This is a genomic window from Glaciecola sp. MF2-115, from assembly GCF_047250385.1.
Classification (GTDB): domain Bacteria; phylum Pseudomonadota; class Gammaproteobacteria; order Enterobacterales; family Alteromonadaceae; genus Glaciecola.
On the sequence record NZ_JBLBVM010000045.1, the window covers coordinates 1 to 15226 of the forward strand.

Here is a 15226-nt window from a genome sequence, read left to right on the forward strand (position 1 = left end):
ATTGAAAACATCAAACAATACATTGATTATTACAACAACGAACGCATTAAGCTAAAACTAAAAGGCCTGAGTCCGACACAATATCGAAATCAGGCCTTGGTCGCCGCTTAGAAATGAGTCCAACTTAATGGGGTCACTTCAGGAAACATTAGCGCTTTTTTATTAACTCAACTTTACTTCACTTAACTTAACTTAACTTAACTTAACTTGCCTTTGGTGGAATAACCCAATATTTTCCGTTGAAACTAGCGACAGCCGTATCTTCGTCGTGTATGTCGACAGTCAGTTCAATAGGACATTTCTTGTTAGACTTGAGTAGATCGAATCGTGCTTTCACCGATTCGATGTTGCAAACAGCACGTGGGCGCATCGTTATAGGTTTATGGTAATGAATGTCGCCGTCACCGAGCACAATTTCACCTTGAAGACCTTTTTGCTTAAGTTGCAGAAATATCATTCCCCAACCTGTTAGCGTAGCTTGCGAAAAAATACTTCCTGCGAACATGGAACCGTGTAGATTAATGTTCTTATTTAACGATGCTCTAGTTTCAATAGTACTCTCAGTATATTGATAAAGCTTAATGCCCATATGTTCGGTAATCGGGATTTTTTCATGCCAGGTATCCTGAAGCTCTTTGCACCATTGGGGATGGAGAACAAGGACATTGTTGTCCACAAGTAATTTGAACATATGCTTGCGTTTTAGCTTTCCCAGTTCCGCCGGAGCTTCTTTTTCGATTTGAAATCCACAAGCAGCGAAAAATGACATTGAGGTTTCTCGTGAATTAGTAACCGCTCGTTGTGCACCTAAATCACGCGCAACCGCCTCTAAAGCTGTTAAGATAAGTTGACCCACACCTTTGCGTCGGTACTTACTATCTACCGCTATATGCCTTATTTGAGCCTCTTCTGACGTATTTAAATGGATTCGACCACAGGCCACTATCTGCCCAGAGGGATTTAGAACGACTCTATGTTCACTAACGGTTTCATACTCGTCTTTTTCTGAGCCTTCTGGAAAACCCCACTGCTTACGCAACCACAGCCATCTAAAATGAAAGTAATCATTGAGTTCTTGTTCTGATGTAGGCTTTGAGATCGTAAACAAAAGTGTTCCTCGTTATGCTCCAGAGCAGCGTGTTAAAATTTCAGTAAGCGGCTAGTGTATCTTGAATTACGTACACCGTCATCCCTTCGAAGGAAGGGAACTCCCAAACTTCATGGAAAGCTTTGATAGTACACTTTTTGAATTTCCTAACGTTATTTGGAGATTCTTGCCTTCGCAAAAAAAACAGAAATTTCACCAATCACAATATTCTTTATACGTCTCGCCGACATATAATTTAAGCAACTTTTCTGGAGCACTAGGGAAGTGCACACTTAGCAATAAACCTGGGGTATGATTGAAACTAGTGTCTATACCTAAAGCATGAAATTTGCCGCCCATTTTTAGATATTGCCTAGCTAGGACAGGTACGTCTTTTCCGTCATCTTCAATGCTAGTTAAAAATGCAGTAAGTTGCTCACCTAATTTTATTTTTTGTGCGAGTTCATTTATTTCAATATGATTATCGAACTCAAACGAATTTATGGCTTCCACCTGAGAGGCACTTTGCGAGTCAATCAAACCTTGTTCAATCAATTTTACGCTTCGTGGGTCAAACAACTTACTAATTGACACTGTGCCATAAAGTGTTCGGTATTGTGGAAACTGAGCGACAAATCGACCTATACCTTTCCAAAGCAATAATAAGCCTTGATATGAGCCTTGCATTTCAGGAACTAAAAATGACCGGCCCATTTCCATACAGGGTTCTTGCTGATTGACGAAACTAGGTCTGAACTTAAACATTTTATGCAAGTACAAGCCTTCAGGGCCTTCACTGTCGAGCAACTTGTCAGTCAGACCCATACGATAAGCTCCCACTATTTTCTTTTGTTCATTATCTAAAATAAACAGATGAGTATAAGTCGCATCGTATCGATCAGTATCAAGTGCTTGACCACTTCCTTCATTATGCATTCTAAACACAATCTCGCGCAGACGAGCAATTTCCCTAACGACGAGAGGAAGTTGTGATTGGTAGCCAAAATAAACGGAGTATCCCTTATTTTCTAGAAGCAATTGATTGGCAGGAAGCGCGGAGATCTCTTTGATCAGTTGGCTAGTTTGAATTTCATCAATAATAGGTAACTGCTCTGTGACCATATCAGCAGGCCATTGATATCTCCATCGACGATCTTGTGCATAACTAAGCGCTCTGCAAAGCATCGCTTTGTCAGTATGATTCAGTTGTTTATCAAACTGCTTTTCCTTAACTGAATTGCCTGTATTAATAACAATCTTGGCGCCAGTTTTATTCAGTAACTCACGGCCTAAAAACAACATACGTAGTTTAAAATATATCCTTTCAATTCGATAAAACTTCTTACTGTTTTCACCGTTTACAAATATAGGTACGTACTGACAACTATCAATACTGACTAATCTTCCTACGAGCTTGTTCCAAACGTGTTCACTAATGCCAGATTTCGCTTTTTGATAATAGGACACTTTTCCGGCGGGGAAGATAAGTAGCGCCCCTTGTGATTGAACATGTTTCACGCATTGGCGCAGGGAGGGGCCATTTTTAGGATCGTTGGGGGAGAGTGGATTAGTGAAAATAAAATAGTCAGATATTTCTCTGAAGATACCAAGTCCTTTGTTGGCTAATACTTTTAAATCGGGACGAACTTCACCTATTAAGCGTGCCAAAATAACGCCTTCTATACCACCAAAAGGATGATTGCTGGCAATGACAACCGGGCCTGTTTTGGGGATTTTTAGCTTGAGTTTCTCTGCGCCTTGAATATCTAATTTAAGAATTTGAATTAAGCGGTCAGAGAAAGCTTCTTTGCTCAAACCTTGCATTTCATGCTGACGATATAAGCGGTCCATTTTTTTGATGCCAAGCAATCGGTCGAGAAACCAAATGAAAAGCTTGTTTGCAAAGTGAGTGTTTGGCGATATATTGCTAATACTAATGGCGGGTTGCATGAATTCCAGTGCCTATTAAAAAGTAGTGAATCAAATAAAAAAGCTGTATTTTAGAAGACCAAGGTTATCCTTTTTTCTTTCAATTTACTTCTGTTTTTCATTCATTCGAAAATGCACCGATGTTGCAACGAGGTGCCAAATTTATGCTTATAGGTATTTTGTCGATATAAGCATATTCTATACAAGCAGTATTGATAAGATGAAGAGTTTCTATATTTCAAGTTCTGGCTTACACTTTTATCAAAAAATGTACAGAATTCACAAATTGTCAAACAAGATGAGAACAATCCATGCTTTTGATGACTCAATTACATATTGATATTGCTAGAAACTCAACAGATGACTTTAATTTGTTTCACGACAAAAGCCGCTGGCACTGGCTTCGCGGGAATCCTTTTGAGGGCCCTATCGCATTGGGCTTTCAGCTCGGTTGCTTTATCGAGTATCAATGTAAATTATTGGACATGAATGGCGCCAGCGATATTGATCCTGAGCAGTTTCGCTTTAGTGCTTATGAATTTAGTTTTGCAAACTGTGTGCGGCCTGACGATGAAGTTAGTTTAAGTGTTAAAAGTGGCAAATGGTCAAATGGTGACGGCCCAAGCATCTTCAGCCGACGCCTTATTTTAAAAGCTAATAAAAAGCCTGCGATTATTGGTCATAAGCGCGAAGCTAATGATATGACCTTGCCGTTGCCAAGTAAGTTACCGCCAATGCATATGCTCAATGATCTAAGTGATAGAGACTTAGTACCTGGGACGAAATACTTTTTAAAACGCAAATATATGATTGTGGGCAATGCTAAGAACTTCTTAGCTAGTGCTGGGGCAGAACAGAGCCTATTTATCGATGAATTCGCTGATAAAGTAGATTTTCCAGAAATGTACCCTTTGGGGTTAATCTCATCAGCCCTCCTTGAACGTGCCGTTTTTGAAGATATTGACTTAATTTCTCACCCCATGATTTATGCCAGCCAGAAGCTTTGTATAGATAAGCGACAGCTTGAAGAACTGCGCAGTAACGATGCAATTAACATACTAGTGGGCCCAGATATATCTGACGACGCTAATGAGTTTGGTCCTGAGTCGAGTAATAAGAAACTAGTGATTCAAGAATGCGTTGCGTATGGTAAGGAAGAGAAACCCTTATTTATCGCGAAAGTCTGCTTAATTCCATTGAATAGTCTTATAAAAGCAAAATCTGAGTAAATTACATCGTTTAATTGCCCTTTAAGTGTGTAAATAGGGTAAAATATTCGCCATTATTTTTGACCTCTTTATATGGTGGAATTGGCATGACGACAACGCTTACTATTCAAACTCCAGATGATTGGCATTTACATTTTCGCGATGGTGAAATGCTTAAGGAAACTGTTCCTGCGACTGCACGTTGTTTTAAACGTGCGATTGTTATGCCAAACCTAGTACCGCCAGTAACGACAACTGAAATGGCTTTAGACTATAAGCAGCGCATATTGGATGCAGTGCCAGAAGGCGTTGAATTTGAACCTCTGCTGACTTTGTTTTTGACCAACCAAACCACAACCCAAGAAATCAAAAACGCGAAAGCGGCTGGTATTGTTGCATCAAAGCTATACCCCGCAGGTGCAACAACGAATTCAGATGCAGCAGTTAAAGGCATTAAAACTCTATATCCCGTTTTCGAGGTCATGCAAGAAGAGGGAATGTTGTTGTTAATCCACGGTGAAGTAACCGATGCTCACATCGATATATTCGATCGTGAGAAAGAGTTCATCGATACCTATTTACGTGACATTGTGAACGACTTTCCAAACTTAAAGGTCGTTTTTGAACACATTACTACAAAGGATGCGGTAGATTTTGTGCTCGCTTCCTCTGACAACGTAGCCGCGACCATTACTCCACAGCACCTACTTTTAAACCGCAACGATTTGTTAGTTGGCGGCGTTCGTCCACATAACTATTGTTTACCCGTGTTAAAGCGCAATACTCATCAACAAGCTTTAAGGGAAGTAGTCGCGTCAGGCTCTAAAAAGTTCTTTCTAGGCACTGATTCAGCGCCACACGAAAAACATAAAAAAGAAAACGCTTGTGGTTGTGCTGGTTGCTATAGCGCTTGGAGTGCAATTGAGTTGTACGCACAGGTCTTTGAAGATTTAGACGCGATAGAAAAATTAGAGGGCTTTGCGAGTCATTACGGCCCAGACTTCTATGGATTACCTCGCAACGGCGGAACGATCACACTAAACAAACAAAGCTGGGAAGTTCCTAGCAATATCAAATTACCGACAAAAGATGACACTGCTAGCACGGAACCCGCTAACAATGAAATAGTGCCATTCTTTGCAGGTGAAACCCTACAATGGAAATTAGCATGACATCTACTGCGGCAAATAGCGCGACCTCCTTTTCTAACTTAGGTTTATCTAAACCTTTGATGGAAGCAATAGAAGCCCTTGAGTTTACTCAAATGACACAAACTCAGCAGGCGTGCCTGCCGGATGTATTGGCAGGCAAAGATGTTGCTGTACAGGCTAAAACTGGTAGCGGTAAAACTTTGGCTTTTGCCCTTGCTCTATTAAGTAAAATAGACGTTGAAGCTAAGAACCCACAGGCTTTAATCATGTGTCCGACACGTGAATTGGCTGAGCAGGTGGCAGAGCAAATTCGTTTGCTCGCTAAGCGCATGTCTAATCTTAAGGTAGTTTCTTTGGTAGGTGGAATGCCAATGGGTCCACAAATTGTGTCTCTGCGTTACGGTGCAAATGTTGTCGTGGGTACGCCTGGGCGCATCATGGATCATATCGGTAAGCGCACACTCAGTCTTAAGAAAGTAAATTGCTTTGTACTAGATGAAGCTGACCGCATGTTGGATATGGGCTTCGAAGATGAAATGCGTATTGTAATGCACAATTTATCGCAAACGGCATTGGCTGCAACTCGCCAAACCTTATTGTTTTCAGCGACCTTCCCAGAGCAAATCAAGAGTATTACCGATCAATATCAACGCAATGCGAAGATTATAAAAGTAGAAGATGGCGAGTCAGCGCCGAATATCGAGCAACAAGCTTATCGCATTAACAATGAGCATCGAACACAAGCAGTTGCAGCACTACTGACTCATCATCAGATTGAATCGACCATTGTATTTTGCCGAACTCGACGCGAAACCAAAGAGCTTAGTGACGAACTCTATCAAATGGGCTTTACAGCCGTTGGTTTGCATGGCGATCTGGAGCAATCAGAACGTAGCCAAGTGTTAGCTCGCTTTGCCAACAAAACAGTTAGCGTATTGGTTGCTACAGATGTGGCCGCTCGAGGTCTTGATATTGACCGTGTCGACTTAGTCATTAATCATCGAGTGAGTGAAGACATTGATACCCACACTCATCGTATTGGACGAACTGGAAGAGCCGAAGAAAAAGGTTTAGCAATTACACTTATTGATGAAAGTGAAGAAGGTAAGTTAGACGAGATTGCTGCCAGAACAGATGCGAAAATCAACAAGATGCACATACAAGGCGTGCGTTTTCATGCAAACCGCATCAGAGAGCCAGAATACGTATGTATTGCTGTTGATGGCGGCAAACGAGATAAACTTCGTCCTGGTGATGTATTAGGCGCATTAACGAAAGAAGCGGAAATCCCAGGGGAAGATATTGGCAAAATTTCGATTTCCGCCCGACATACATATATCGCGATCAAAGCGAGAAGCGTAAAGCGCGCACTCAATCAATTTAGAGAGCGCCGTATTAAAGGGAAGCGTTTTAAGGCTAGAAAACTATAAGTTTTATTCTCAATAATTTTTCCGTGTGCGCTGAATTGCAGTTACTTTTGCGAAGAAGCGCCAAAGCCAAAATCTATATTATTCGTAATAAAATCATAACTTATTTATCAATCATTCAGCTTTTGTTCAGTTTTAAAATGCCAATCTTAGTCAGCAAATTCCACATTTATGAATTCAAAAAAAAGGATATTTAATGAAGCGTTCGCTTAGTTTTTTAGCAATCACCGCGCTGATGGGAAGTCATGCATCGTCTATCGCAAAAGTTAGTGTAAGTTCTGATTTTATCGAAGCCGGTCGAGCTAACGTTTATTTCGACTCTCAAGAACCAAGCGCCGATGGTTACTATGTATCGGGGCGGAAATTAATATCTGACAATTTTTATTTGGTAGGTGAGTATTTCAATACAAGAGTAGATAGCTTTGGTTTTCGAGTTGTTGACCTGGGAGATCGTGAGCGTGTTGATCGCTTATCAGCAAACGACGACTTTAAAGAGCTTTCTATTGGCTTAGGCTATTTATATCAAATTTCAAATAGTAGCTTTTTTCGCTTCGAAGCAAAATATTACGACTTCGAACAGGAGAGGCGCTCCAACTTTTCCAGAACGTTCAACAATCCACTCGAAATAGAGCAAGATGTAACATATCAACGAGCTGAGAGCACTGGCTCTATTATAGAAGCAGGTTACAAAGCGAAAGCCTTCAATTCATTTGAGTTCGAGATAGGCGTAGGTTACCGCCACATTGACGCTGCCACCGGCATGTATACCGAGTTATCAGCCTCTTATTTGCTGGGAGATAATTGGAAAGTTAGCCTCAGTACTGAGCAAGGAGATACTGACCGGTATATGCTGGGTGTTGGCTATGCATTTTAGGAATTTCAAAAAGCTTCCGGTTTATATTTTTACTGTGTGTTTATTATCCGCTTGCACTTCAACACCGACAGAACAATTGCTTGGTGAAGTGTTTATGACAGTGTTAACGGGTACGGTGACATCCAAAGGAAATCAAGCGCAGTGCAACCAATACAAAATGACTTGCAATAATTACCGAGAGTGGAGAGAAGATAATAAAATCGCTTGTTCTTGCTCAGATTAAAGGCAAGTTTATTTCTGGTTCAAGCTATACACTAAATAGGCTGATTCAGCGGTTTTTAAAGCTACCCCTGCAATGGCGGTAGCAGGCTGAATTTGCCGCAGGCTTGGGAAAAATGGAGCAAAAACATCAATTGCTTCAATGATAGCTTTTCCCGTCGCCATCGATGCGCGAATGTTGTTTTTTCTTAATGGATCTGACCATGCATCTATCGCGCTGTAGCTAGCGAATATGAACTCCATCGATTGAATAGGGGCATTCATTTCCTCTGGGAAATACTGCTTAATCAACGAAGCACTATTGGCAGTTAAAGACATGTATGCTTTTTGTATTTCTTTTGAGGAGACCTTCGGCGTGCTATCTGCCTTAGCTGCAAGCTTAACATTGTTAAAGCTCCCAAAGCTCAGGTTGTTCTGCAAATATTGAAGATAGTTTTTTTGTAAGCCCGTAATACTTTGCGTTCGAAATTGATTATTCAGAGTTTTATATGCGTCACCCGATAGCATGACATGTTTGTCGAGGTTCTCGCTCCACGCAATGTCATGCTTGCCTGATGTTAAGCTTTCAATTTCATTGACGGCTTCGGGTTTTGCTTTAACTAAGCGAACGCTTGTTTTAATTTCCATCATGCCATCCCTAAAATATGCTTAAAGAAACTATTGAAAACGAACTAAATCTTGCAAGCTTTCTGATTTAGCATTTCCTCTGATGAATACGAGGTTTTGCTTCCTGTTGGCGTCATTTGTTTATTGAGCTCATCGAGTTTTTTTTCTGCTTCTTCGCGTTGTTGAGTGTATTTTTCTACCGTTGCTTCGTGATTATCAAAAGTAGTAGCACAGTAATTCCTAAAATACTTCGTTGAGGCAATGGCTCGTTTTGGTGCGTTTTCTAAATTTAACTGATAGCTTCTACGCTTGGTATTTAAATGCTTTACCATGTCGAATGTACAATATGAAATTTCTGTCCACTCGTTAATCACGACTTCTTTGATTTGAGCTGGAATAAAGGCTTTGTCTGATAAGCCCATCAAATTAGTAAATATGCTCACCTTTCCCGCCTCTACTGCATATTGTGAGGACCAAATGTTGATCCCATCAGGTTTATAAGCATTACTTTTTTGCATGTATTTTTGAGCTTGTTGTGCCGATTTTACGAATTGCTCATAATAATCTTTAATTGCAGTGAAGTTTGGCGTCTCAAAGAAACCATTTTCTTTCAGATGAGTTTGGTTTCGATAAATCATTGGCAGTATCAGAGCAAGATCTATTCTGGTAGAAAACCAAGAAACAAGCTCGTCGGTTTGTTCTTTCGTTTTGGCTGCGACGGCTCTATTGATGTAGTTATCAAAAAAATAGAAAGAAGCATCAGTACAAATGCTTGCAGCTGCGGTTTGAATTTCTCCTGCTGGAAGAATGTCAGCTGTTTTAGCAACAAACTTGGGTTCAATATATAACTTATCGCAATCTTCGATACTGTTTACCTTAGTAATGCCAGCTAGGTTTTCTCGTTGTAGAACATTGTTCAAGTTGTTGAGCTCATGGAAGGGAGAGTTTTTGGCTTTGAATTCAGAATCTCTTGCGCTTCGTAGATTGCTTTCTGCCTTGTTTTTAATCTGATTGAAGAAATCTCCTTTAGTCTGTTCAAAAACATTTTGTTGCCAAAGCGGAAATGCGAATCTAGAGGATTCGTTACCTCCAGTACTAGCGCGAACCGGGATGGCTTGATTGTTCATAGCGATATACAAGCACACGTTTGATGATTCGGGAATTGATTTCAGTTTTCGTGGCAAGCCGAATACTTTACTGTTTAACTCTGGAAAGTCTCGTGACATATTTGCCACAACTTGTTTCACAGGTCGGGTGTTACCATTCATATCTAGTTCTTGATATTCAGCAATAAGCTGCATACGAGCCGTTTTGTAGTTTTGCGCGAAAGGATGCTGATCAGTCCAGGAAAAAACGATACTATTTCCTTTCCCTTCTACTTTCGTATCAAGGTTGTTGTCTAGAGATGTAGATGCACAGGAACTAAGCATTATTGCTAAAACAAGAATGGCTAAACAACGGAATAATTTCATCATGCTCTGCTCCTTTTTGGCCCTCTGATGAGCTTACTATTCAACATTGGTAAACCCGTAATTGAATAGTGTCTCTTGGCTTAATTCGGAGACTCCGCGTATTCTACTTTCGAACATGGTTATAATCATTCGCAGTGCTAAATTGCTTCTATTGCCTATACGATTGAGGCTACTCACCTGCTCGTCGAAGCGACTAGTTTTACATAAGGTAAACAATTGGTCTGCTACAAGCCAAGGTTTATAAGTCGATGACACGAAACTAAACTCTTTATTCTCATTTAACTCACAAATTCCGGCGATCATGTTGAATGCTGTTTCACGCTCAATTCGCATTGCGATTTGATGGGCTGCAGAACGTCCGCCTTCGCCGATACTTTTTATGTCAGCATCAAGTTGATGTTCGACATAATGATTGAATGACTGTATTCGTTTTTGTTGCAGCATTCTGGTTAAACGATTAGCTTCTCTAGTCATACCCTCATAACTAAAACTCTGATCAAGGGCTTGGATCATACTTTTGAGATAATTAAAGCGCCTAGCTACCTTAATAGACGAGTTGCCCCGCCTATTATCTTCTTCAAAATAGTATTTGTTTGGGTAAACAGATGAATACAGCAAGCCATGTTGGTTTTTAGCAATTGATAATAAGAATTCTCGAGGGTGACTCAGTAACTTATCCTTCCAAATAAAACTCTCTGCTCTGCGAGTATTGAAATCGTAGCCATTTAAGCGGTCAAAGCCATTCATAAAGCCAGAGTATATATGCACTAAAAACTGAGCATTTGAATCAATGGTTCGTAAACTTCCACCTAGGAATGCAACGGTGCAAGCACTTGCGCACTTGTTGCCATTGGCAACTCTAATCAGCAATTTGCTGCTGCGAAAGACTAAGCCTATCTTCATTCCTTCAGCGGAGTTTCCGCCACCTGAATCCAATCGAACTTCCACTGCTCCTCTATTTGAGTATATTGCTCTTTGGATACGAGATGCATCTCCGGCAGCGACACTACCGGAAACCTTTAATATTCGGCCGTTTGATAGAATCTTTAAACAGTCGTCATACGTTCTTGCTGCTCTATTTTTTGTTCGGGCTATGTATGACGTTGTCTCACTACTACATTGATTTTGAAATTCTCGATACTGGCCTTCTTGCGCGTTGCCGTCACCTACAAATCCACCCGCTATGGCTATTGAGATTACTACAAATATTCGCCAAAAACTGAGCGTAGACATAATGGATTACACCGCAACGACTTTAAATTCACCATCAGGTAAATCTCGACATTGCGTGACTAAAATCGACTCTGAGGTTTGATCAACTACCAAAGTATCTTTAGCGACGACACAATATGTATTACCGTTATTCTCAGTATATTTGTCGATGACATCAACGCTACCGCGATAGTTGGGATTTTGCGGGTCAACATAACTTGTTGATTCAGCTGTTACGGCAGCCTGCAATACTTGCTCACGACGTTTTTTTAAGCCATCTTCAGATAGTTTCTTGTAAATAGTTTCACCAGCATAATTAGCGATACCGCAAAACGTAAGAAACAAACCTACTTGAAAACCTTTCGTTAAGGTTTTTCGTTCTTCGGCAGTATATTGTTTGCTACTATTGCTAAAGTATTTACCGGCGAGTTCTTTCGCAATGTATGCCCCCGCAACACCACCGACTGCACAAAGTGTGGTTTTCATAAATACACCTAAACCGGCTTCGTTGTCGTTACCACCTTTACTGGTCGACTGACAGCCTGAAACAAAGAATACGAGACATAGAGTAGCGGTAAGTGCCATTTTAGTTATTTTCATTTCAAATCCATTTTTAATTTTTTAGCAAATGAGAAAATGACGTAAAATAATGCAGATCAGCGCGAATGGCCTGATCAGGGATTACGATGGTTGTTTTTTAACCAATATAAGAATTTGAAGATTTGTTGTCAAGAGAAAGACAGTGAACCGATACACTCAATTATAGAATATCGATGCAAAGCTGAAATCAAGGCTCCCTTCAAAATATCACAGGCTCATTTCCTTCTTCCCATATCGGGTACTGAGCCATTACCTTGTTAAACATGGCACTTTGCAAATACTTGTTCAACCACTTTTTAAGATTGGGGTACGGTGCCTGCACATACCATTGGCGTTCAACTTTAGCGAACTGACGAATAAAAGGGAATATTGCAATGTCAGCCAGACTTTCATGTGTTCCCATCACATATTTATGTTGGCTTAAGCGTCTCTCTAAGTCTTGAATATATCTCTCACAAGCTTCTCTGCACTCTACTAAGTTTGGCTCGTGGTAGCGTTTGGCGCACTTGTAGCGTTCTATGCAGCCTTTGAATTCTTGATCGTATTTATTCACAAAACTCAACAGCGAGGGGAGCTCACTTGAACCATCTGATTGATTTCCTAATAAATTATCAGGATCGCTTTGACCGAGACTCCACAGCATAACATCCAAGCTCTCGTCGATAATCTCAGTGGCTGATACCACTAAAATAGGCACGGTTCCCTTCGGCGATGCAATCAACATGGCTTCAGGTTTATTGTCTAACTTCACATCACGCAGCTCAACTGCCTTTCTTGACTTAAAAATAGCGATCCGTGCACGCATAGCAAACGGGCAGTGCCTAAGAGAATATAAGATGGGTAAAGTCATTTAACACGTCGCCTGTTTGCTTGGATTCGTAAACTAATTTGGTAATCAGGTGATTATTCTAACATCTAGTCATTTTATCGGTATAAAGACCTTTAATATACAGGTAAAATCCCTGATGAATAAATTCAACGAAAAATAAGTGTTAAGTGATAACGATGAGTCCAAAGATAGAATTACTAGCGCCAGGTGGCGATGTCGAAGCAATTAAAGCTGCAATTATCGCAGGTGCCGATGCCGTATATTGTGGTCTAGATAGCTTCAATGCACGAAACCGAGCGTCAAATATCTCCTTTGATGAACTCGTAGGCGTTATTCGTTTAGCTCATCAATATGATTGCGAAATATTCTTAACCTTGAATATCGTCATTTTGGAGCGTGAATTCAAATCGATGGCAAAGCTACTAAGTAGACTATCGAATACCACTTTAGATGGCGTTATCGTGCAAGATATGGGGATGTTCTATTTAATTAAAAAGTATTTCCCCAGATTAGATATTCACGTTTCAACACAAATGACGACTCATAATGTTGGTCAAATTCCCTTTCTTAAAAAGCTGGGTGCATCTCGAGTAAATCTTTCACGAGAACTGAACCTGCGTGAAATTACACAAATGGCTGCCGTAGGCAAAGAGCATGATGTTTTAACCGAAGTTTTTGTACATGGTTCTTTATGTGTAGCCTTTTCTGGTTTGTGTTATTCAACTTCTGCAAGTGTGGGGAATTCAGGAAATCGCGGTCGTTGCAGTCAAGCGTGCCGTGAAGAATACGAAACGACAGAATCCGGTAATAACTTTCCTCTCAATATCAAAGACAACAGTGCGTTCTTCGATTTGCCCGCACTGATCGATGCCGGAGTTCACTCTTTTAAAGTGGAAGGGCGCATTAAGGGAGCAAGTTACGTTCACACTGTTATCGATAGCTTTCGAAAGCAAATCGATGGCTATTTAGAAACTGGTGAATTAACACAGGATGGTGAACGGCTTTATAAAGTGTTCAACCGTGATTTGACCAACGCATTTTTGCGCGGTGACTTAAACCAATCCATGTTTATTGAAAATCCACGTGATAATTCCACTAATCGCGCATTGGAAGCCAGTAATGCTATTTCTATCGTGCAAATTTACGATGCGAAACAGTCTCTGCAAAAAGAACGAGATGAAATGAATGCGACGGTTTTCGATAAAATAAAGCATGTAAGTATCGAGAAGATGTCATTGAAGCTGAGTTTTAGTGGTCAGCCAGGCTTTCCTTTGCTAATACGAGCAAGCATAGAAGAAGATGGCTTATTACTTGGCGCCCCTCGCTTACAGCGAACAATTGAAGTGCAATCTAGTCAAGAACTAGTGGCGAATAAAGAAGGGAATATTGATTCAATCTCTTTGGAAAAACGCTTTAGAAGCTTTAACAATGCACAGTATATTTTAGAAGAGATTGATACGGACAAACTTGCGGATAATATCAGCTTAACCTTTAGTTCTCTTACCGCGCTTAAAAACGAATTGGCTAAAAGGTTAAATGATGGCGTAGATGTATTGCCAGAAGTCATACTTCCAAAGCTTGAAAACCATCCGAAAGCAAATCTCGATGAACCGCCAAAGTTGTCGCTATTAATATGTGATGAAAGTGACATAGAGCTAGCTGACAAGACGGACGCAGATATATACTTCAAGTTACCCGATGCTTACAAAAGAGGATGCACCAAATACATTACTTTTTTAGCGAACAACCCAAGACTCATTCCTTGGTTTCCACCCGTCTTAATTGGTAAAGATTACGAAGTGGCACTGAATATATTGGAGCAAGTAAAACCTAAGCTAATTGTGACCAATAATACGGGCATTGCTAATCGTGCTTCTGAGTTAGGTATTAATTGGATTGCAGGCCCATTCCTCAATACGACGAATTCTTATGCTTTATTAGCAATGCAAGAAAGCGCTAATTGCAGTGGCGCGTTCATTTCAAACGAAATTAATAGACAGCAAATAAAGACGATATCGCGGCCTAAGAACTTCAAATTGTTGTACAGTATTTATCACCCAATCTTATTAATGGCCAGCCGCCAATGCTTCTTCCAACAGAGTGTTGGTTGCGAAAAACCACGCATCGATAACGGTTGTATGCTGTCATGCGATAAGTCGACTAGTATTACGAATCTCAAAGGTGATTCTTTTGCAATTGATAAGCAAAAGGCCGGTTATCCAAGCATTTACAATCAAGACCAATTCATGAATATGGAGATCATTCATGATCTTGCTCCCATGTTTGACGGCTTTATGATTGATTTAACCAACATAGGTGCGGGTGATAAAGTGTCACCTGATAAAGTGAAGTTGATTCAGCAATTTGAGCAATTATTAGAGGGTAATAATAGCGTTGAAGAAAGCTTGAATATGCTGGTTCCAGAATCTACAAATGTTCAGTATCACAATGGCTTGTAGCTTAGTCTGTTAGTAAAGGTCATCACTGCGCACGCGGTGAACTCCCAAATATCCCAAGTTACCGCCTGCGCGCTAATGACCTAGGTAGTGCGTATACAACGAAGGGTTAATAGAAGAGCTTAAACCGTCCTAACCAGCATAAATTTCATAAAC

General features: G+C 40.4%; 13 protein-coding genes. 6 read left to right on the forward strand and 7 right to left on the reverse strand.

Annotated elements, in window-relative coordinates:
• Positions 1–111: IS3 family transposase (locus ACKLNX_RS06035; RefSeq protein ID WP_412970899.1), on the forward strand; the 111-nt coding region annotated here is incomplete at its 5' end.
• A 91-nt stretch (positions 112–202) separates the two neighbouring features.
• Here the strand turns inward: ACKLNX_RS06035 and ACKLNX_RS06040 are convergent.
• Positions 203–1108, reverse strand: coding sequence for a YiiD C-terminal domain-containing protein (locus tag ACKLNX_RS06040; RefSeq protein ID WP_412971642.1), 906 nt, complete (start codon positions 1106–1108; stop codon positions 203–205).
• Positions 1109–1300: 192 nt separating this feature from the next.
• The gene (locus ACKLNX_RS06045) at positions 1301–3037 is read right to left on the reverse strand and encodes a lysophospholipid acyltransferase family protein (protein ID WP_412971643.1); all 1737 of its coding nucleotides are present in this window, start codon (positions 3035–3037) and stop codon (positions 1301–1303) included.
• 290 nt (positions 3038–3327) lie between these two features.
• On the opposite strand from ACKLNX_RS06045, the gene ACKLNX_RS06050 reads away from it, so the two are divergent.
• The 4 genes from ACKLNX_RS06050 (at position 3328) to ACKLNX_RS06065 (ending at position 7676) form a co-directional block, all read left to right on the forward strand.
• Entirely contained in the window at positions 3328–4245 is a 918-nt protein-coding gene (locus ACKLNX_RS06050; protein ID WP_412971644.1) for a hypothetical protein, read from the forward strand.
• Positions 4246–4331: 86 nt separating this feature from the next.
• Complete coding sequence (gene pyrC, locus ACKLNX_RS06055) at positions 4332–5396, forward strand: dihydroorotase (protein ID WP_412971645.1); 1065 nt, start codon at positions 4332–4334, stop codon at positions 5394–5396.
• On the forward strand, positions 5381–6805 hold the full coding sequence (dbpA, locus tag ACKLNX_RS06060; protein ID WP_412971646.1) for an ATP-dependent RNA helicase DbpA: 1425 nt from the start codon (positions 5381–5383) through the stop codon (positions 6803–6805). The genes pyrC and dbpA overlap by 16 nt, the downstream gene beginning before the upstream one ends.
• 193 nt (positions 6806–6998) lie before the next feature.
• The gene (locus ACKLNX_RS06065; protein WP_412971647.1) at positions 6999–7676 is read left to right on the forward strand and encodes a hypothetical protein; all 678 of its coding nucleotides are present in this window, start codon (positions 6999–7001) and stop codon (positions 7674–7676) included.
• 231 nt (positions 7677–7907) lie between these two features.
• On the opposite strand, the gene ACKLNX_RS06070 is transcribed toward ACKLNX_RS06065, so the two are convergent.
• The 5 genes from ACKLNX_RS06070 to ACKLNX_RS06090 form a co-directional block, all read right to left on the reverse strand.
• Positions 7908–8525: a hypothetical protein gene (locus ACKLNX_RS06070; RefSeq protein ID WP_412971648.1), complete on the reverse strand. Its 618-nt coding sequence runs from the start codon at positions 8523–8525 to the stop codon at positions 7908–7910.
• 41 nt (positions 8526–8566) lie between these two features.
• Positions 8567–9976 carry a hypothetical protein gene (locus ACKLNX_RS06075; protein WP_412971649.1) on the reverse strand — a complete coding sequence of 470 codons (1410 nt, stop codon included), beginning with the start codon at positions 9974–9976 and terminating at the stop codon, positions 8567–8569.
• A gap of 33 nt (positions 9977–10009) precedes the next feature.
• A complete protein-coding gene (locus ACKLNX_RS06080) occupies positions 10010–11206 on the reverse strand; it encodes a hypothetical protein (protein WP_412971650.1) in 1197 nt (398 codons plus the stop codon).
• A gap of 6 nt (positions 11207–11212) precedes the next feature.
• A complete protein-coding gene (locus ACKLNX_RS06085) occupies positions 11213–11785 on the reverse strand; it encodes a hypothetical protein (protein ID WP_412971651.1) in 573 nt (190 codons plus the stop codon).
• 199 nt (positions 11786–11984) lie between these two features.
• On the reverse strand, positions 11985–12635 hold the full coding sequence (locus tag ACKLNX_RS06090) for a glutathione S-transferase (RefSeq protein ID WP_412971652.1): 651 nt from the start codon (positions 12633–12635) through the stop codon (positions 11985–11987).
• Positions 12636–12790: 155 nt separating this feature from the next.
• On the opposite strand from ACKLNX_RS06090, the gene ACKLNX_RS06095 reads away from it, so the two are divergent.
• Positions 12791–15073 carry a peptidase U32 family protein gene (locus ACKLNX_RS06095; protein ID WP_412971653.1) on the forward strand — a complete coding sequence of 761 codons (2283 nt, stop codon included), beginning with the start codon at positions 12791–12793 and terminating at the stop codon, positions 15071–15073.
• The last annotated feature ends 153 nt before the right edge of the window (positions 15074–15226 follow it).